This window comes from Actinocorallia libanotica, assembly GCF_039525175.1.
Lineage (GTDB): Bacteria > Actinomycetota > Actinomycetes > Streptosporangiales > Streptosporangiaceae > Actinocorallia > Actinocorallia libanotica.
On sequence record NZ_BAAAHH010000005.1, the window covers coordinates 201581 to 219633 of the forward strand.

The following is an 18053-nucleotide window of genomic DNA, read 5'->3' on the forward strand; positions in this document are numbered from 1 at the left end:
CCCCTGCTCCCGGCGGGCTCCGTCGTATCCTGGTCACCTGATCCAGATCTCGTCCGCGGCCCGGTTGCGGCTTTGCAACGGCGCCGATGTGCGGTCAGAATGCCCGGCACCATACCTTCACCAGGCCCAGTCGAAATCCTAAGGAGCCCTTACCCATGGAACTGTCCGTGGTGATGCCTTGTCTGAACGAGGCGGAGACCGTGGAGACCTGTGTCCGTAAAGCGGTGGGTTTCCTGAAGGAGCACGGCATCGACGGCGAGGTCGTCGTCGCGGACAACGGCTCCACCGACGGGTCGCAGGCGCTGGCCGAGGCGGCCGGGGCGCGGGTCGTGCCGGTGGCGCTCAAGGGCTACGGCAACGCGTTGATGGGCGGCATCCGGGCGGCCAAGGGCACCTATGTGATCATGGGCGACGCCGACGACTCCTACGACTTCACCGCGCTCCTGCCGTTCGTGGAGGAGCTGCGGGCCGGCGCGGACCTGGTGATGGGCAACCGCTTCACCGGCGGGATCGACCCCGGCGCGATGCCGCCGCTCCACCGCTACCTGGGCAACCCCGTCCTGTCGTTCGTCGGGCGGCTGTTCTTCGGCTCCAAGATCGGCGACTTCCACTGCGGCCTGCGCGGCTTCCGCCGGGACACCGCGCTGGCGCTGGGCCTGCAGTCCTCGGGCATGGAGTTCGCCTCGGAGCTGGTGGTCAAGATGACCCTGGCCGGGGCGAAGATCACCGAGGTGCCGACCACCTTGAAGAAGGACGGCAGGTCCCGCCCGCCGCACCTCAACACCTGGCGGGACGGCTGGCGCCACCTGCGCTTCCTGCTGCTCTACAGCCCCCGCTGGCTGTTCCTCGTCCCCGGCCTGGTCTTCATGACGGTCGGCCTGGTCTCCGGGGTGGCGCTGGCGGTCAAGCCGATCGACATCCGGGGCGTGGTCTTCGACGTGGACACCCTGGTGGGCGCCTCGGCCGCGGTGGTGATCGGCTTCCAGGCGGTGGTGTTCTCCCTGCTCACCAAGGCCTACGGCGTGGCCGAGGGCTTCCTGCCGGCCGACCGCAGGGCCAACTGGCTGCTGAACTCCTGGAGCTTCGAGAAGGGACTGGTCGTCGGCGGCGTGCTGGCGGTGGCGGGCCTGGTCGGCGTCGGGTTCTCGGTGGTGCACTGGCACGGCGCCCAGTTCGGCGAGCTCAACGCCCGCGAGACCCTGCGCATGGTCGTGCCGTCGGCCACCGCGCTGATGATGAGCTGCCAGATGATCCTGGGCACCGCCTTCCTGTCGATCCTGGGCATCCGCCGCGCCAGCCACCCGGGCACCGAGGACGGCGCGCACGAGGCGCTCACCGTGGCGGCCACCGTGCGCAAGCCGGGCCGCGTCGCCCCCGAACCGGTCGCGGCGGAGGACTGAAATCGCCGGAATCGCCCGGATTGCGATAGCGCAACGACCGTGCGGTTCCGTCCGAGGGCGAACGCCCGGTAAGGGAGATTGGGCGGCCGAAGCTACTCTGGGGTAAACGGGGGTGGGATCGTGTTGGAGCGAGTGAGGCGGCTGCCGAGGCCGCCGAGCCGTGCCGCCCTCCTCGCGTTCGCCGGGCGCCACCGCGTCCTCCTGGTCCTGCTGGCCCTCGCCGTCGTGCTGCGGATCGTCACGATCCTGGGCTACCGGTGGGCCATCTGGTTCCCCGACTCCTACCCGTACGTCGACGTGGCGCTGCACCCGCGCCCCGACCCCGTGCGGACCTTCGGCTACCCGCTGCTCCTGATCGTCCTGCGGCCACTGCACAGCGTGGCCGCGGTGGTGACCGTCCAGCACCTGATGGGCCTGGCCGTCGCGTGCGTCCTGTACGCCCTGCTGCGCCGACCCCACCTGTTCGCCCGGGGCCGGGCCCTGCCCGGCTGGGCCGCGGCGCTGGCCGTCGCCCCGGTGCTGTTCGACGGCAACCAGGTCGAGCTGGAGCACCTGCTGCTGTCGGACACCTACTTCCTCCTGCTGGTGACCGTCGCGGCGGCCCTGGTCCTGTGGAGCCCGCGGCCGTCCGTCGGGCAGGTGACCGCCGCCGGGCTGCTGCTCAGCCTGGCCGCCGTCACCCGGACCATCGGCATGCCGCTGCTGATCATCATGCTGGTCTTCCTGGTGATCCGCCGGGCGGGCTGGAAGGCGGTCGCCGGGGGACTGGCGGCGGGCGTCATCCCGATCGCCGCCTACTGCGGCTGGTACGCCTCGGAGAACGGCCAGTTCGCGCTCAGCGGCACCGACGGCGTCTTCCTCTACAGCCGCACCATGACGTTCGCCGACTGCGACGAATTCGGCGACAAGCTGCCCGTCGACGCCTACGCGCTGTGCGACAGCACCCCGCCCGAGCAGCGTCCGGCCTCCCACTTCTACGTGTGGGAGGAGAGCCAGATCTTCCGCTACCCCGGCGGGATCTTCGCGCCCTACAAGAGCGACCTGGCCCGCACCTTCGCCAAGGAGGCGATCGCCGCCCAGCCCGGCGACTACTTCCAGGCCTTCCTCACCGACTTCGGCCGGACGTTCCGCTGGGACCGCCCCGTCTACCCCGACCCCAAGACCTACAGCTACTACGTCTTCCCCGAGACCACGCAGGAGTACTGGCCCGGCAAGGCCGAGACGGTCGCCTCCTACGACGACCAGAGCACCGCCACCCGGGTCGTGGAACCGTACGCGGGCTTCATGCGCGCCTACCAGAAGGCCGTCTACCTGCCGGGGACGGTCCTGGGCGTGCTGCTGCTGGCGAGCCTCGGCGGCGTCCTGGCCCGCTGGCGCGCCTGGGGCGGGGTGGCGCTGCTGCCGTTCGGCTACGCCACGGCGCTGCTGGTGGTCCCGCCCGCCACCGTGCTGTTCGACTACCGCTACGTGCTGCCCGCCGTCCCGTTCGCCGCCGTCGCCGCGGCCGTCGCCCTGCGGGACCTGGACACCTGGCGGCGCTTCCGCAAGACCCCCGAGGGCGCCGGATCCGCCACCGCCTCCCCCGAGAACGAGGAACCGCGCGTCGCCGTCGTGTCATGACCGCCGTACGGGGGAGGACAGGGGTGTGAACAGGATCTTCTCGTTCCACGTCGTCAGCGTCGACGGCTACTACCAGGGGCCCGAAGGCGAGTTCGACTGGCCGAACACCGACGAGGGGTTCCTGGAGTTCTCGGTCGCGCAGCTCAAGGAGATCGACACGCTCGTCTTCGGGCGCCGGACGTATGAGCACATGGCCGCCTACTGGCCCACGTCCGAGGCGCTGGAGTCCGATCCCGTGATCGCCGGGCTGATGAACTCCTACGCCAAGATCGTCGTCTCGCACACCCTGGCCGAACCCCGGTGGCACAACACCGAGGTGATCACCGACCCGGCGCTGCTGCGGGCGCGCCGCGGCACCCTGGCGGTCTTCGGCAGCTCGGAGCTGACCACCTCCCTGCTGGCCGCCGGCCTGATCGACGAGCTGCGCGTCATGGTCCACCCGGTCGTCCTGGGCGCGGGCCGGCCCCTCTTCCACACGGCCGACCGCAGGCACTCCCTGACCCTCACCCAGAGCCGCACCTTCACCACGGGCAACGTCCTGCTGACCTACCGCCCCGCCGGTCGATAACGGTTCGGTCACCTCGGTGGCAAGCCGTAGGCTTGGCACATGTCCCGTCACATCCTCACGTTCCCCGCCTGGCCGTACGCGAACGGCCCGCGCCACATCGGGCACGTCTCCGGGTTCGCCCTGCCGTGCGACATGTTCAGCAGGTACCAGCGGATGCTGGGCAACCGGGTGCTCATGGTCTCGGGGACCGACGAACACGGGACGCCGATCCAGGTCCAGGCCGACAAGGAGGGCGTGACGCCCCGCGAGCTGGCCGACCGCTACAACCGGGTGATCGTGGAGGACCTGCACGGCCTCGGCATGTCCTACGACCTGTTCACCAGGACCTCCACGGAGAACCACTACGCCGTCGTCCAGGAGATCTTCAAGGGCCTGTACGACAACGGCTACATCTTCCCCACCACCACGATGGGCGCGATCTCGCCGTCCACCGGCCGCACCCTGCCCGACCGCTACATCGAGGGCACCTGCCCCATCTGCGGCTACGACGGCGCCCGCGGCGACCAGTGCGACAACTGCGGCAACCAGCTCGACCCGATCGACCTCATCGACCCGGTCAGCCGGATCAACGGCGAGAAGCCGGAGTTCGTGGAGACCGAGCACTTCATGCTCGACCTCCCGGCCTTCACCGAGGTGCTGGGCCGCTGGCTGCGCGGCAAGGAGGGCGACTGGCGCCCCAACGTGCTGAAGTTCTCCCTCAACCTGCTGGAGGACCTCCAGCCGCGGGCGATCTCCCGCGACCTCGACTGGGGCGTGCCGATCCCGCTGGACGGCTGGCGCGACCAGCCCAACAAGCGGCTGTACGTCTGGTTCGACGCGGTCGTCGGCTACTTCAGCGCCTCGGTGGAGTGGGCGCGCCGCTCGGGCGACCCCGAGCGCTGGCGCGAGTGGTGGCAGGACCCCGACGCCCTGGCCTACTACTTCATGGGCAAGGACAACATCGTCTTCCACTCCGAGATCTGGCCGGCGATGCTGCTGGGCTACAACGGCCAGGGCGCCAAGGGCGGCGAGCCCGGCTCCCTGGGCGCGCTGAAGCTGCCCGACGAGGTGGTCTCGAGCGAGTTCCTCACCATGGAGGGCAAGAAGTTCTCCTCCTCGCGCCAGGTCGTGATCTACGTCAAGGACTTCCTGGCGCGCTACGACGTGGACGCCCTGCGGTACTACATCGCGGTGGCGGGCCCGGAGAACCAGGACACCGACTTCACCTGGCAGCAGTTCGTCGACCGCAACAACGGCGAGCTGGTCGCCCAGTGGGGCAACCTCGTCAACCGCAGCGTCTCCATGGCCGCCAAGGAGTACGGCGCCGTGCCCGAGGCCGTGGACCTCACCGAGGCCGACGAGGCGGTGCTGAGGCTCGCCCGCGAGGCCTTCGACCGGGTCGGCGCCGAACTGGCCCGCTCCCGGTTCAAGAACGCCATCACCGCGGCGTTCGACGTGGTCCGCGAGGCCAACCGGTACCTCGCCGAGCAGGAGCCCTGGAAGATCAAGGACGACCCGGTCCGCAAGGGCACCGTCCTGCACGTGGCGCTGCAGGTCGTGGCGGACGCCAAGACCCTGCTCACCCCGTTCCTGCCCAACAGCTCCCAGAAGGTCTTCGAGATGCTCGGCGGCGAGGGCGTCTGGTCCGGCATGCCCCGCATCGAGGAGGTCAGCGAGGGCGAGCGCGTCTACCCGGTGATCACCGGCGACTACGACGCCGCCCAGGCCCGCTGGGAGCATCGCCCGCTCGCCGCCGGCACCCCGCTCCAGCGCCCCGTCCCCCTCTTCCCCAAGCTCGACCAGAGCGTCGTGGACGAGGAGCTGGCCCGCCTTGGCGCCTGACACCCCCAGAGGCGGCGGCCCGGCCCCCGCGGCCGCCCCCGCCGCCCCCGGCGGGGGCGGGGCGGGGAAGAAGGCCAAGGCCGCCAAGGCGCCCAAGCCCGTGCCGCCGACCCCGGTGCTGCCGGTGGAGGTGTTCGACAGCCACTGCCATCTGGAGATGCTCGAGATGCCGGTGGCCGAGGCCGTGGAGAAGGCGCGGGCGGTCGGGATCCGGCGGATCATGACGATCGGCTGCGACGTGCCCTCCTCGGAGTGGGCGGTCAAGGCGGCCTCGGAGCACCCGGACGTCTACGCGGGGGTGGCGATCCACCCCAACGACACCAAGGGCGTCACCGCCGAGACCCTGGGGCGGATCGCGGAGCTGGCCCGCGACCCCCGGGTGGTGGCCGTGGGGGAGACGGGCCTGGACTACTACCGCGACCACGCCTCGCGCGAGGAGCAGCAGGAGTCCTTCCGCGCCCACATCGCCATCGCCAAGGAGACCGGCAAGGCCCTGGTGATCCACGACCGCGACGCGCACGACGACGTCCTGCGCCTCCTGGACGAGGAGGGCGCCCCCGAGAAGGTGGTCTTCCACTGCTTCTCCGGGGACGCCGCGATGGCGGCGGTGTGCGCGGACAAGGGCTACGTGATGAGCTTCGCGGGCAACGTGACGTTCAAGAACGCCCAGCCGCTGCGCGACGCCCTGGCCGTCGCCCCGCTGGACCTCGTGCTGGTGGAGACCGACGCCCCGTTCATGGCGCCCGTCCCGCACCGGGGCAGGCCGAACGCCTCCCACCTCATCCCGCACACCGTCGAGCTCATGGCCGAGGTCAAGGGCGTGCCGGTGGCGGAGCTGTGCGCGGCGATCGCCGGCACCGGCGCGCGTTTGTTCGGCTTCCCGCGGGGGTAGGAGCGGGAAGGCCGGGCGAGTCGCACCTGACACGCGACAAACCAGCACGTTGCGTTGTTCGGCGTTCACGCTGCGCGTTCGGCCCCTAATGTTCTGTGACCGTGACGCGTAGTGGAAGGCATGCGGCCGGGCGACCTCCGAGCCGGGCTCTGCCCCTGGTCGGGGCGGCGCTCCTGGTGGGTCTCGCCGCGGGTGGTTGGTCCCTGTTCTCCCATCCCTCGGAGGCCGAGCAGCTCGCCCTCGCGGGCCAGCAGCACAGCGTGATGCTGCCCTCCCTGCGGACGGTGACCGCCGTCCCGGTGCTGCCCGAGCGCGCCGCGGCCGCCCCCCGCCCGTCCCGCTCCGCCGTCTCCGGCTCCGGCCTCGGCCACCGCGCCGCGCACCCCGACTTCCCCGCGGCGGAGCCCCGCCCCTCGGCGGCGGCGGCGCCCGAGGCGCCCACCGTCGTGGTCCCCACCCCCAAGGCGCCCGTCCTCGACGCCGGGGTGCCCGAGCTCCTGCCCAAGACCACCGAGGGTCTGCGGGTCCTCACCGACTCCGCCGAGGCCCTCACCTCCAAGCTGAAGGCACCCGGCGAGCCGACCGCCTCCCCGCGTCCGGCCGAGCCCCGCCCCGCCGACCTCAACTGGGCGGCCGTGGCCCGCTGCGCCTCCGACGGCGACCCCAAGGCCGTCACCCCCGAAGGCGCACACGGCCTCTACCACTTCACCGTGGAGGACTGGCGCTCCGTAGGCGGCACCGGCCTCCCCAGCGAGGCCACCCCCCAGGAGCAGACCAAACGCGCCCAGCTCCTCTACCTCCGCGAGAACGGCCACTGGCAGGCCCTCTGGCCCGAATGCGGCCGCCTCCTCTTTTTGAAGTGACGCGGAGCGCCTTCAGTCGATCGCCTCCAGGTCCACGATCACGTGGCCGTCGGCCGTCGGGGTGGCGTACATCCGAGAGCCCGCCCCCCTCAGCACGGAGTAGGAGACGCCGCCGTCCGTCGGCGTCAGGGCGATCGATCCGGTCCGTCCCTCCTGGAGGTCGTTCACCATGACCGAGGCCTTGTTCCTCGAACCGTCGACGCTCAGGACGAACCGGTCGAGGGCCACCACCCCTCTGTCCAGCAGATGGCCGGGAAGGTCCGTCATTTGGCTTCCGTCCCTGGTCGTCAGCGCATTCTCGGTCACGGAGGAGCACCAGGTGATCCAGCAGTTCCAGTCCGTTCCTCCGGGGGCGGAGAACACGGGCTTCTTCTCCCCGGTCTCCAGGTTCCGCAGTTCCCAACGGATGGTCTTCGTCTTGTCTCCGCCCTGCGTGCGGTCGCTGACCGATCTGCCCGCCCAGGGCCACCGCACCAGCCGCTCCTTCTCGGTGCCGGCGACCAACTCGGCGGAGCCCCCGGTGAGCGGCGCGGTGTAGACCCCGTTCGGGGAACCCGACCAATAGACCCTTCCGCCAAAAACGCCGAGGCCGGCGACCCCGCTGGGAGACGGTTCGACCGGCACGGCCGTGGCGCCGTCCTTCACGGAGCCGGCGGGGCCGACGGCCTCGGCGGGGATGTTCTCGACCGCCGCGACCGGGGTGCCGCCCTCCACGGGGACGGACCAGATCGTGGTCATCCGGTCGGCGGAGGTGGTCTGCCAGAGGATCTTCCCGTCGCCGACGGTGAACCCGGACGCGAAGAGCCAGGTCCCCTTCGGCGTCACCACGTCGGTGATCTTTTCGGCCTTGCCCGTCGCCAGGTCGTAGGCGTACAGGGCGGAGGCCTTCTCGAAGCTCGCCCAGGCGCTGACCAGGACCGTCCGCGCGTCGATCAGCGCCTGGGGCGTGATCTCGGTGCCGTCCTGCAGCCTGGCCGGGACCTGGTGCACGGCCTCGGGCCACAGCTTTTCGATCGGAGTGGTCTCGAAGGGGTCCTCGGCCTTCTGTCCAGGCCGGGACAGCGCCTGTGTGCTCGTGCCCGACGACTCCAGCAGGGTCGTCGGCCCGCCGCCGTCCGACCACATGCCGAACGCGGTTCCGGACAGGACGAGCGCCATCGCGGCGGCCGCTCCGGTCGTCCGGACCCGGCGCCGCTTCCGGTACCGGGTCTCCACCCGATCGATCAGGTCGGAGGCGGGCGCGGGGGCTTTTTCCGCGTGCCGTTCCAAGGTCCGGTTCAGGGTCTCTTCCAGATTCTCCACGGGCTGCCCGGTCATCGGGTACTCCCTTCCATGACGGCCGGGCTCCAGGTCCGGCGCAGTTTCTCCAGGGCGCGGGAGGCCTGGCTGCGGACCGTCCCCCGCGAGATGCCGAGCTGCGCGGCGATCTCCTCGTCGCTGAGCACCTCGTAGTAGCGCAGCACCAGGACCGCGCGCTGCCGCCGGGGCAGCTCCGCCAGGGCCCGCCAGAGCAGGTCGTCGGATGGCACCGGGTCGGTGTAGGAGCCCTCGGGGACCAGGTCCGTGAGGGTCTCCCGGCGGGTGCGCCGCCAGAGCGAGATGTGCTGGCGGGCCATGGTGGTGCGCACGTAGCCCTCGGGGTCGCGCTTGTTGATCACTCGTGGCCAGGCCCCCCTGAGCTTGATCAGGGCGTCCTGGACGAGATCGGCGGCGTCGTGCGGGTTGCCGCTGAGCACGTAGCCGTAACGCAGCAGGGACTGCGCTCGGGAGGCCACGAATCCCTCGTAGGTGTCATCCACAGGTGTCTCCCTTCATGCCCGGGACGCCGGGGAGGCCTGAACTGTTGCAGGGGAGAAGCACCTGGAGCCTCTGGGAGAATCGAGGGGTGGGTGACGAGGAGACCGCAGAGCGGGAGACGGCGCTGCTGGGCGCCGCCGACATCCGGGAGATCGCGGCTGCGCTGGGGGTCAGGCCCACCAAGCAGCTCGGGCAGAACTTCGTGGTGGACGCCAACACGGTGCGGCGGATCGTCCGGACGGCGGAGTTGACGCCCGAGGACGTGGTGATCGAGGTCGGGCCGGGGCTGGGGTCGCTGACGCTGGCGCTGCTGCCGGAGGCCGCGCGGGTCGTGGCGGTCGAGCTGGACCCGGTGCTGGCGCGGGCGCTGCCCGCCACCGTCGAGGGCCGCGCGCCGAAGCTGGCCTCGCGGCTGGAGGTCGTGCACGGCGACGCCATGCGGATCGCCGAGATCCCGGGTCCGGCGCCGACGGCGCTGGTGGCGAACCTGCCCTACAACGTGGCGGTCCCGGTGGTGCTGCACCTGCTGGAGCTGCTGCCCTCGCTGCGCAAGGGGCTGGTGATGGTGCAGGCCGAGGTGGGCGACCGCCTGTCGGCCGGGCCCGGCAGCAAGATCTACGGGGTGCCGTCGGTGAAGATGGCCTGGTACGCCCGGGCGCGGCGGGCCGGGAGCGTGGGGCGCGCGGTGTTCTGGCCCGCGCCGAACGTCGACTCGGCGCTGGTGGCCTTCACCCGGCGGGAGCCGCCGACGACCGCGGCCTCCCGCGAGGAGGTCTTCGCGGTGGTGGACGCGGCGTTCGCGCAGCGCCGCAAGACGCTGCGGGCGGCGCTGGCGGGCTGGGCGGGCTCGGCGGCGCTGGCCGAGCAGGTACTGCGCGCGGCGGACGTCGACCCCACCGCGCGTGGTGAGATGCTCGACGTCAATGCATTTGCCCGTATAGCCGAACATCGTCTGATCTGAGGTCCAGCATGTCCGTGACCGTCAAGGTCCCCGCCAAGGTCAACCTCCAGCTGGGCGTGGGGCCGCTGCGCGACGACGGCTACCACGACCTGGTGAACGTCTTCCACGCGGTCTCGCTGTTCGACGAGGTGACCGCGGCGCCCGGGCCGCTCGCGGTGACCGTCGCCGGCGCCTCGATCGAGGGCGTCCCCGCCGGCCCGGACAACCTCGCCGCCCGCGCCGCCCGCCGCCTCGCCGACCACCTGGGCCGCGAGGCCGACGTCTCCCTCCACATCGACAAGGCCATCCCCGTCGCCGGCGGCATGGCCGGGGGCAGCGCGGACGCCGCGGCGGCCCTGCTGGCCTGCGCCGCGCTCTGGGAGGCCGACGTCCCCTTCGAGACGCTCCTGGAGCTCGCCGCCGACGTCGGCAGCGACGTGCCGTTCGCGCTGTTCGGCGGCACCGCCCTCGGCCTGGGCCGGGGCGAGCGGCTGACGGCCCTGCCGTGCGCGGGGGAGTTCCACTGGGTCTTCGCGCTGGCCGACGGCGGCCTGTCCACCCCGGCGGTCTTCGCCGAGTGTGACCGCCTGCGCGCCGCCTTCGAGCAGGAGGCGTCCTGGCCGCACGAGTCACCCGACCTGCTGGCCGCCCTCGCCTCCGGCGATCCCAAGGCCCTGGGCGCCGCCCTGACCAACGACCTCCAGCCCGCTGCGCTCAGCCTCCGCCCGTCCCTGGCCCGCACCCTGGCCGCCGGACGGGAGTACGGCGCGCTCGGCGGCCTGGTCTCCGGATCCGGCCCCACCTGCGCCTTCCTGGCCGCCGACGCCGCGCACGCCGCGGAGCTCGCCGCCGCCCTGGACGAGGCGGACGTGGCCCGCACCCTGGTCACCGCCACGGGCCCGGTCCCCGGCGCCCACGTCCTGCCCTGACCCCGTTCCCGGGCCGCGGGCCGGTCCGCTCCGCCGCGCGGCGGCATTAGCCTGGTGAGTGCTGTGAATCTGATCAATCTTGAGAACGTCGTCAAGGCCTACGGGCCCCAGCCGCTGCTCGACGGGGTGTCCCTGGGCGTCGAGACGGGGATGCGCATCGGCATCGTCGGCCGCAACGGGGGCGGCAAGTCCACCCTGATGGCCGTCATGGCCCGCCTTCTGGAGCCGGACTCCGGGCGGGTCACCCACACCGGCGGCCTGCGCCTGGCCCACCTCGTCCAGCGCGACGAGTTCGCCCCGGACGCCACGGTGCGCTCGGTGGTGCTGGGCGACCGCGCCGAGCACGAGTGGGCCGGAGACATCCGCGCCCGCGACATCCTGTCCGGGCTGCTGGGCGGGCTGGGGCTCGACGAGCCGCTGGCGGGCATGTCGGGCGGCGAGCGCCGCCGGGTGGCGCTCGCGGCGCTGCTGGTGCCCGAGTCCGATGTGATCATGCTGGACGAGCCCACCAACCACCTCGACATCGAGGCGATCACCTGGCTGGCCGGCCATCTGAAGGCGCGCAAGGAGTCGCTCGTCGTGGTCACCCACGACCGCTGGTTCCTCGACGAGGTCACCGACCGCACCTGGGAGGTGGTGGACGGCCGCGTCGAGCGCTACGAGGGCGGCTACTCGGCGTACGTGCTGGCCAAGGCCGAGCGGTCCAGGATCGCCGACGCGGCCGAGGCCAAGCGCCAGAACCTCATGCGCAAGGAGCTGGCCTGGCTGCGCCGCGGCCCGCAGGCCCGCACGTCCAAGCCGAAGTTCCGGGTGGACGCCGCGCAGGCGCTGATCGCCGACGTGCCGCCGCTGCGCGACAAGGTGGAGCTGACCCGCTTCGCCACCGCCCGCCTGGGCAAGACGGTGTACGACGTCGAGGACGTCGCCCTGAGCCTGGGCGGCGACCCCGTCTTCCAGCACGTGACGTGGCGGCTGGGCCCCGGCGACCGCGTCGGCCTGGTCGGCGTCAACGGCAGCGGCAAGACGACGCTCCTGCGGCTGCTGGCGGGCACCGTGCAGCCTGACAGCGGCCGGATCGTGCGCGGCAAGACGGTCTCCCTGGCCCACCTCTCGCAGGAGATCGCCGAGCTGGACCCCCAGCGCCGCGTCCTGGAGTCGGTGGAGGAGATCGCCCGCCGGATCACCGTCGGCAAGCGCGAGTGGACCGCCTCCCAGCTGCTGGAGCGCCTGGGCTTCCGCGCCGACGCCCAGTGGAAGCCGGTCGGCGACCTGTCCGGCGGCGAGCGGCGGCGCCTGCAGCTGCTGCGCCTGCTCATGGGCGAGCCGAACGTCATGCTGCTGGACGAGCCGACCAACGACCTGGACATCGAGACCCTCACCGAGCTGGAGGACATCCTCGACGGCTGGCCCGGCACCCTGGTGGTGGTCAGCCACGACCGGTACTTCCTGGAGCGGGTCACCGACGTCGTCTACGCGCTGCTGGGCGACGGCACCATCCGGATGCTCACCGGCGGCGTGGAGGAGTACCTCCAGCGGGTGGAGGCGGGCACGGCCTCGGCCGTCCGCGGCGCCTCCGCGCCCGCGGCCCAGGCGCCGGCCCAGGCCGAGCCGTCCCGGACCAAGCTCGACTGGAAGGTCCAGAAGGAGCTGGACCGCCTGGAGCGCAGGCTGGACAAGCTGGCCCAGCGCGAGGAGCGGCTGCACGCCGACATGGCCGGCGCCGCCACCGACCACGCGCGGCTGATGGAGCTGGACGGCGAGCTGAAGGCGGTGCTCGCCGAGAAGGACGAGGTCGAGATGGAGTGGCTGGAGCTGGCCGAGGGCTGAAGGCCCTACTCCTGGTCGAACGGGATCAGCATGGTGCGCAGGAGGTCGGCCAGGTGCCTGCGGTCGACCTCGCCGAGGGCGGCCAGCAGGTCGCGCTCCCGTTCGATCAGGTCGGTGAGCGCGGCGTCGACCCGCTCCCTGCCGATCTCGGTGAGGGCCACCTGCACGCCCCGCTTGTCCTGCGGGTCGGGGTGGCGCTCGACGAGCCCGGCGGCGGCCAGCCGGTCTATGCGGTTGGTCATGGTGCCGGAGGTCACCAGGGTGGCCTTGAGCAGCTGCCCGGGGTTGAGCCGGTAGGGCGTCCCGGCCCGGCGCAGCGCGGTGAGGACGTCGAACTCCCAGGACTCCAGGTCGTGGGCAAGGAAGACCGCGCGCCGGGCACGGTCCAGGTGGCGCGCGAGCCGGGAGACCCTGCTCAGCACCTGCAGCGGCGTGACGTCGAGGTCCGGGCGCTCCACGCGCCAGGCCGCGACGAGCCGGTCGACCTCGTCCTCCATATGCGGAACCTTACCTTTCTCGACATCAAGACACATGCGTCACGGGGACGGTCGAGGATGTGCGCGCTTCATCTTGACGTCGAGACACTTGTGTTGCCATCATGTATCTCGATGTCAAGAGACAGTTGAACGAGGTGCCGCCCGCAGTGGGAGGAAAGCGGCTATACGTTCCCCTGCGGTGCTGCCGACTCCCGTAGCGGGCGGCATCTATCCAGCCGGGCGGCCCACCCGCCGCCCTCCGAGGCTCTCCATCACACAGAGCCGCTCCGACCGGCGGTCGTACGGAAAATCTCCGACGGCCCGCCGGTCTTCTCATGTGCGGGCACAACAGGATTTTGCCAAGGCGCCCCTTCAGGGTTACGAGTCCGTAGGTTACGGTGGCGTAAGTAAGTGACTCCCACCCCGAGAGACGATGCCCGTGACCACGTCCTCCACCGCCACCGCGCCGCAGCAGCCGATGAGCGACTTCTCCGACAGCCGCAACGGCGTCAAGCACAAGATCCTGGTCGCGGCCTTCACCGGGGTGCCCTTCCTCGCCCTGGCCGCGACGGTGCCGATGGCCTGGGGGAAGATGCTGGGCTGGACGGACGTCGTGCTCTTCGCGGTGTTCTACCTCCTGTCGGCCGGGGGCATCACCATCGGCTACCACCGCTACTTCACCCACGGCTCCTTCAAGGCGAACCGCCCGCTGCGGATCTTCCTGGCCATCGCCGGCGGCCTGGCCATGGAGGGCCCGGTCATGCACTGGGTCGCCGACCACCGCCGCCACCACAAGTTCTCCGACAAGGAGGGCGACCCGCACTCGCCGTGGAAGTACGGCGACGACGCCAAGGCGCTGTTCAAGGGCCTGATCTGGTCGCACTACGGCTGGCTGTACGCCTCCAAGGCCACCAACGTCGACAAGTACTGCAAGGACCTGCAGGCCGACAAGGACATGGTGCGCATCCACCACTCCTTCGCGGGCATCGTGGCCGCCACCTACCTGCTCCCCGCGGTCATCGGCGGCCTGGTCACCTGGTCCTGGGCCGGCTTCTTCACCGCCCTCTTCTGGGCGGGCCTGGTGCGCGTCACCCTGGTCCAGCACGTGACCTGGTCGATCAACTCGATCTGCCACACCTTCGGCGACACGCCCTTCGCCTCGCGCGACCAGTCCCGCAACGTCTGGTGGCTGGCCATCCCGTCGCTGGGCGAGTCCTGGCACAACCTGCACCACGCCGACCCCACGGCCGCCCGCCACGGCGTGCTCAAGGGCCAGATCGACATCAGCGCCCGGATCATCTGGATCTTCGAGAAGCTGGGCTGGGCACGGGACGTGCGCTGGCCCTCCGCGGAGCGCCTGGACGCCAAACGCGCTTAGGGTCTAGGGCCATGAGCGACTCCCGAAGACGGCGGATGTCCGGCGGCGAACGGCGTGAGCAACTGCTGGGCGTGGGCCGTGCCCTCTTCGCCGAACGAGGGTTCGACGGCACCTCCGTGGAGGAGATCGCCGCCAAGGCGAAGGTCTCCAAGCCGGTGGTCTATGAGCACTTCGGCGGCAAGGAGGGGCTGTACGCGGTCGTCGTCGACCGGGAGATGGACCGCCTCCTGAAGGCGGTCACCGACGCGCTGACGACCGACGCGGGCTACCGCCGCAAGCTGGAGCTGGGCGCGCTGGCCCTGCTGGAGTACATCGAGGAGAGCACCGACGGCTTTCGCATCCTGGTCCGCGACTCCCACGCCGGCACGGGCCAGGGCAGCTACGCCAGCCTCCTGTCGGAGATCGCGGCCCAGGTCGAGCACCTGCTGGGAAAGGAGCTCGACCAGCAGGGCTACGACGAGGGCTTCGCGGCGATGTACGCGCAGATGCTCGTCGGCATGATCGCGATGACCGGCCAGTGGTGGCTGGAGACCAGCAGGCCGCGGCGCGAGGACGTCGCCGCCCACGTGGTCAACCTCGCCTGGAACGGCCTGGGCCGGCTGGAGGCGCGCCCCGGTCTCGACCCCCGCCGCAGGGCCAGGGAGCGCGAGCGCAGGGAGCGCCGCCAGGAGAAGGCGCAGGCCAAGGCCGAGAAGGCCCGCGAACGCGCCCTGCGCAGGCAGCCGCCGCTCGCGCCGGGGGAGATCGCGCCGCTGGAGGCCTGACGCCCGTGCGGCATCATGGGCGGATGGCAGAACGTCGCAGGCGGATGACCGGCAAGGAGCGGCGGGAGCAGCTCATCGAGATCGGCCGCGCCCTCTTCGCCGAGCGGGGTTTCGACGGCACCGCCGTGGAGGAGATCGCCGCCAAGGCCGGGGTGTCCAAGCCGGTGGTCTATGAGCACTTCGGCGGCAAGGAGGGGCTGTACGCGGTCGTCGTCGACCGGGAGATGACCCGCCTGCTGGACCTGGTCACCCAGGGCATGGCCGAGGGCCGGCACTACCGGGGCAAGCTGGAGGGCGCGGCCCTGGCCCTGCTGCAGTACATCGAGGAGAGCACCGACGGCTTCCGCATCCTGGTCCGCGACTCCCACGCCGCCTCCGGGACCGGCACGTTCGCCAGCCTGATCAGCGACATCGCCACCCACGTCGAGTACCTCCTGGTCGAGGAGTTCGACCGGCACGGCTACGACGGGAAGCTCGCCCCCATGTACGCGCAGATGCTCGTCGGGATGGTCGCGATGACCGGCCAGTGGTGGCTGGAGGTGCGCAAGCCCCGCCGGGAGGAGGTGGCGGCCCACCTGGTGAACCTGGCCTGGAACGGCCTGTCCCACCTGGAGCCCAGCCCGAAGCTGCGCCCCTCCTCCCGGCGGCGCCGCTAGAGCGCCCGGGCGTCCCCGTCCATCGGCGCCCGGGCGTCCCGCCCGGCCATCGGAAGGTAGACGCGCCCGCCGGCCTCGGTGAACTCGCGGGACTTGGCGCGCATGCCCTCGGCCAGCGCCTCGTCCGCGCTCATCCCCTGCTCGTCGGCGTACCTGCGCACGTCCTGGGTGATCTTCATGGCGCAGAAGTGCGGGCCGCACATGGAGCAGAAGTGCGCGGTCTTGGCGGGGGCGGCGGGCAGCGTCTCGTCGTGGAACGCCCGTGCGGTGTCGGGGTCGAGGGAGAGCTCGAACTGGTCCTCCCAGCGGAACTCGAACCGCGCGTCGGACAGCGCGTCGTCCCGCGCCTGCGCGCCCGGGTGGCCCTTGGCCAGGTCGGCGGCGTGCGCGGCGATCTTGTAGGTGATCACGCCGGTCTTGACGTCGTCCCGGTCGGGCAGGCCCAGGTGCTCCTTGGGCGTGACGTAGCAGAGCATCGCGGTGCCGTACCAGCCGATCATCGCGGCGCCGATCGCCGAGGTGATGTGGTCGTAGCCGGGCGCGATGTCGGTGGTCAGCGGCCCGAGCGTGTAGAACGGCGCCTCGTCGCACAGCTCCAGCTGCAGGTCCACGTTCTCCTTGATCCTGTGCATCGGGACGTGGCCCGGGCCCTCGACCATCACCTGGTTGCCGTGCTCGGCGGCGGTCTTCGTCAGCTCGCCCAGGGTGCGCAGCTCGGCGAACTGGGCCTCGTCGTTGGCGTCGGAGATCGACCCGGGGCGCAGGCCGTCGCCCAGCGACCAGGTGATGTCGTAGGCGGCGAAGATCTCGCACAGCTCGCGGAAGTTCTCGTACAGGAAGTTCTCGCGGTGGTGGGCCAGGCACCACGCCGCCATGATCGACCCGCCGCGCGAGACGATGCCCGTCCGGCGCCCGGCCGTCAGCGGCACGTACGCCAGCCGCACCCCGGCGTGCACGGTCATGTAGTCGACGCCCTGCTCGGCCTGCTCGATCACGGTGTCGCGGAAGACCTCGAAGTCCAGCTCCGCCGGGTTCCCGCCGACCTTCTCCAGCGCCTGGTAGAGCGGGACGGTGCCGACGGGCACGGGGGAGTTGCGCAGGATCCACTCGCGGGTGGTGTGGATGTCCCGGCCGGTCGACAGGTCCATGATCGTGTCGGCGCCCCAGCGGGTGGCCCAGGTCATCTTCTCCACCTCCTCCTCGATGGAGGAGGCCACCGCGGAGTTGCCGATGTTGGCGTTGACCTTCACCAGGAAGTCGCGGCCGATGACCATCGGTTCGAGCTCGGGGTGGTTGACGTTGGCGGGAAGGACGGCGCGCCCGGCGGCGAGCGCGGCACGGACGGCCTCGGGGGAGACCCCCTCGCGCAGCGCCGCGAACTCCATCTCGGGGGTGATCTCGCCGCGGGCGGCGTACGCGCGCTGGGTCACGGCGCCGCCGGAGGCGCGGCGCGGCGCGCGGCCGGAGAACGGGGCCCGGGCGGGCGCCCGGCGCCCGTCGTCCTCGGGGCGGACGGGCCGCCCCTCGTAGGGACGGGTGTCGTCCCGCGCGGCCAGCCAGGGCTCGCGCAGGGCGGGCAGCCCGCGGCGGACGTCGGCCTCGTAGGAGGGGTCGGTGTAGGGCCCGGAGGTGTCGTAGAGCACCAGAGACGAGCCGTCAGTGAGATGAATCTCTTTCATGGGGACCCGCAGATCGTCGCGGGAGCCCTGGAGGTAGGTCTTTCGGGCAGCGGAAGACGTGCCTTCGGCCATGATGACTTCTCCCTACGCCGGCATTACCCGGTCAGGTTCGAGCGGTCGGCGACCCTTCTCGTCGCCCTCTCAGCCCGGTGGACGGCCGGGCTCCCGCGTGCTGTCGGCTCGACGGTAACCCGCGGCCCCCCTCTTGCGGCAACCGCGGGCCCCGGGATATGAGGCGGGGACAAGCACGCGCCCGCAGGCGTTCCGCACGGTATCGTGGCCACCGAAACGATCCGGCGTGGTGTAATCGGCAGCACAAGGGTTTTTGGTGCCCTTTGTTCAGGTTCGAGTCCTGGCGCCGGAGCTTCGATCTGTGCAGGTCCGGTGCGGACGCGTCTTCGCCTGGGCGGTATTCTCTCTACATGTCGGGTGGGTTACGCCCT

Annotated in this window: 15 protein-coding genes, 1 tRNA gene, 3 pseudogenes and 1 riboswitch; of the genes and pseudogenes, 15 read left to right on the top strand and 4 right to left on the bottom strand. The window is 71.4% G+C overall.

Translation table 11 applies throughout. The features are described 5' to 3' along the window. Positions 1 to 155 precede the first annotated feature (155 nt). The 6 genes from ABD140_RS09425 to ABD140_RS09450 all read left to right on the top strand — a co-directional run bounded on the left by ABD140_RS09425 (position 156) and on the right by ABD140_RS09450 (position 7164). Positions 156 to 1400 carry a glycosyltransferase family 2 protein gene (locus tag ABD140_RS09425; protein ID WP_344238932.1) on the top strand — a complete coding sequence of 415 codons (1245 nt, stop codon included), beginning with the start codon at positions 156 to 158 and terminating at the stop codon, positions 1398 to 1400. A 120-nt stretch (positions 1401 to 1520) separates the two neighbouring features. Beyond that, positions 1521 to 3020: a hypothetical protein gene (locus ABD140_RS09430; RefSeq protein ID WP_344238934.1), complete on the top strand. Its 1500-nt coding sequence runs from the start codon at positions 1521 to 1523 to the stop codon at positions 3018 to 3020. A 25-nt stretch (positions 3021 to 3045) separates the two neighbouring features. Further along, entirely contained in the window at positions 3046 to 3588 is a 543-nt protein-coding gene (locus tag ABD140_RS09435) for a dihydrofolate reductase family protein (RefSeq protein ID WP_344238936.1), read from the top strand. A gap of 39 nt (positions 3589 to 3627) precedes the next feature. After that, entirely contained in the window at positions 3628 to 5409 is a 1782-nt protein-coding gene (metG, locus tag ABD140_RS09440) for a methionine--tRNA ligase (protein WP_344238938.1), read from the top strand. A 100-nt stretch (positions 5410 to 5509) separates the two neighbouring features. Further along, entirely contained in the window at positions 5510 to 6301 is a 792-nt protein-coding gene (locus ABD140_RS09445) for a TatD family hydrolase (protein ID WP_344239148.1), read from the top strand. A gap of 101 nt (positions 6302 to 6402) precedes the next feature. Then, on the top strand, positions 6403 to 7164 hold the full coding sequence (locus ABD140_RS09450; protein ID WP_344238940.1) for a transglycosylase family protein: 762 nt from the start codon (positions 6403 to 6405) through the stop codon (positions 7162 to 7164). A gap of 12 nt (positions 7165 to 7176) precedes the next feature. Here ABD140_RS09450 and ABD140_RS09455 read toward each other — a convergent pair whose 3' ends face one another. Further along, on the bottom strand, positions 7177 to 8481 hold the full coding sequence (locus tag ABD140_RS09455) for a hypothetical protein (RefSeq protein WP_344238942.1): 1305 nt from the start codon (positions 8479 to 8481) through the stop codon (positions 7177 to 7179). Then, entirely contained in the window at positions 8478 to 8963 is a 486-nt protein-coding gene (locus ABD140_RS09460) for a SigE family RNA polymerase sigma factor (protein WP_344238944.1), read from the bottom strand. The genes ABD140_RS09455 and ABD140_RS09460 overlap by 4 nt, the downstream gene beginning before the upstream one ends. A gap of 86 nt (positions 8964 to 9049) precedes the next feature. Here ABD140_RS09460 and rsmA point away from each other — a divergent pair, with 86 nt between their 5' ends. From rsmA to ABD140_RS40080, 5 genes and pseudogenes are all read left to right on the top strand, one after another. Then, a complete protein-coding gene (rsmA, locus tag ABD140_RS09465) occupies positions 9050 to 9922 on the top strand; it encodes a 16S rRNA (adenine(1518)-N(6)/adenine(1519)-N(6))-dimethyltransferase RsmA (RefSeq protein WP_344238945.1) in 873 nt (290 codons plus the stop codon). Between the two features lie 8 nt (positions 9923 to 9930). Continuing rightward, positions 9931 to 10830, top strand: coding sequence for a 4-(cytidine 5'-diphospho)-2-C-methyl-D-erythritol kinase (locus ABD140_RS09470; RefSeq protein ID WP_344238947.1), 900 nt, complete (start codon positions 9931 to 9933; stop codon positions 10828 to 10830). A gap of 150 nt (positions 10831 to 10980) precedes the next feature. Then, positions 10981 to 11574 (top strand): annotated as a pseudogene (locus tag ABD140_RS40070) (ATP-binding cassette domain-containing protein); the annotation flags it as partial. 240 nt (positions 11575 to 11814) lie between these two features. After that, a pseudogene (locus ABD140_RS40075) lies at positions 11815 to 12126 on the top strand (ATP-binding cassette domain-containing protein); the annotation flags it as partial. Between the two features lie 336 nt (positions 12127 to 12462). Next, positions 12463 to 12657, top strand: a pseudogene (locus tag ABD140_RS40080) (ABC transporter C-terminal domain-containing protein); the annotation flags it as partial. A gap of 5 nt (positions 12658 to 12662) precedes the next feature. On the opposite strand, the gene ABD140_RS09480 reads toward ABD140_RS40080, so the two are convergent. Next, a complete protein-coding gene (locus ABD140_RS09480; RefSeq protein ID WP_344238951.1) occupies positions 12663 to 13154 on the bottom strand; it encodes a MarR family winged helix-turn-helix transcriptional regulator in 492 nt (163 codons plus the stop codon). 412 nt (positions 13155 to 13566) lie between these two features. Here ABD140_RS09480 and ABD140_RS09485 point away from each other — a divergent pair, with 412 nt between their 5' ends. The 3 genes from ABD140_RS09485 to ABD140_RS09495 are packed head-to-tail and all read left to right on the top strand — an operon-like array spanning position 13567 to position 15931. Beyond that, positions 13567 to 14511 carry an acyl-CoA desaturase gene (locus ABD140_RS09485; protein ID WP_425544090.1) on the top strand — a complete coding sequence of 315 codons (945 nt, stop codon included), beginning with the start codon at positions 13567 to 13569 and terminating at the stop codon, positions 14509 to 14511. Positions 14512 to 14522: 11 nt separating this feature from the next. Next, entirely contained in the window at positions 14523 to 15275 is a 753-nt protein-coding gene (locus ABD140_RS09490; RefSeq protein WP_344238953.1) for a TetR/AcrR family transcriptional regulator, read from the top strand. Between the two features lie 23 nt (positions 15276 to 15298). Beyond that, on the top strand, positions 15299 to 15931 hold the full coding sequence (locus ABD140_RS09495) for a TetR family transcriptional regulator (RefSeq protein ID WP_344238955.1): 633 nt from the start codon (positions 15299 to 15301) through the stop codon (positions 15929 to 15931). Here the strand turns inward: ABD140_RS09495 and thiC are convergent. Next, a complete protein-coding gene (gene thiC / locus ABD140_RS09500) occupies positions 15928 to 17682 on the bottom strand; it encodes a phosphomethylpyrimidine synthase ThiC (RefSeq protein WP_344238957.1) in 1755 nt (584 codons plus the stop codon). The two genes, ABD140_RS09495 and thiC, sit on opposite strands and share 4 nt — an antisense overlap. Beyond that, positions 17675 to 17789, bottom strand: a riboswitch (TPP riboswitch). Its footprint overlaps the gene before it by 8 nt. A 113-nt stretch (positions 17790 to 17902) precedes the next feature. Between thiC and ABD140_RS09505 the strand changes: the two genes are divergently transcribed. Continuing rightward, a tRNA-Gln gene (locus ABD140_RS09505) sits at positions 17903 to 17974 on the top strand. Positions 17975 to 18053 lie beyond the last annotated feature (79 nt).

What these genes read in the sequence shown, in the direction of transcription:
- ABD140_RS09425 (WP_344238932.1), top strand. Translation starts at nt 156, where the DNA reads ATGGAACTGTCCGTGGTGATGCCTTGTCTGAACGAGGCGGAGACCGTG.
- metG (WP_344238938.1), top strand. Translation starts at nt 3,628, where the DNA reads ATGTCCCGTCACATCCTCACGTTCCCCGCCTGGCCGTACGCGAACGGC.
- ABD140_RS09455 (WP_344238942.1), bottom strand. Translation starts at nt 8,481, where the DNA reads ATGACCGGGCAGCCCGTGGAGAATCTGGAAGAGACCCTGAACCGGACC.
- ABD140_RS09470 (WP_344238947.1), top strand. Translation starts at nt 9,931, where the DNA reads ATGTCCGTGACCGTCAAGGTCCCCGCCAAGGTCAACCTCCAGCTGGGC.
- ABD140_RS09480 (WP_344238951.1), bottom strand. Translation starts at nt 13,154, where the DNA reads ATGGAGGACGAGGTCGACCGGCTCGTCGCGGCCTGGCGCGTGGAGCGC.
- ABD140_RS09485 (WP_425544090.1), top strand. Translation starts at nt 13,567, where the DNA reads ATGCCCGTGACCACGTCCTCCACCGCCACCGCGCCGCAGCAGCCGATG.
- ABD140_RS09490 (WP_344238953.1), top strand. Translation starts at nt 14,523, where the DNA reads ATGAGCGACTCCCGAAGACGGCGGATGTCCGGCGGCGAACGGCGTGAG.
- ABD140_RS09495 (WP_344238955.1), top strand. Translation starts at nt 15,299, where the DNA reads ATGGCAGAACGTCGCAGGCGGATGACCGGCAAGGAGCGGCGGGAGCAG.
- thiC (WP_344238957.1), bottom strand. Translation starts at nt 17,682, where the DNA reads ATGGCCGAAGGCACGTCTTCCGCTGCCCGAAAGACCTACCTCCAGGGC.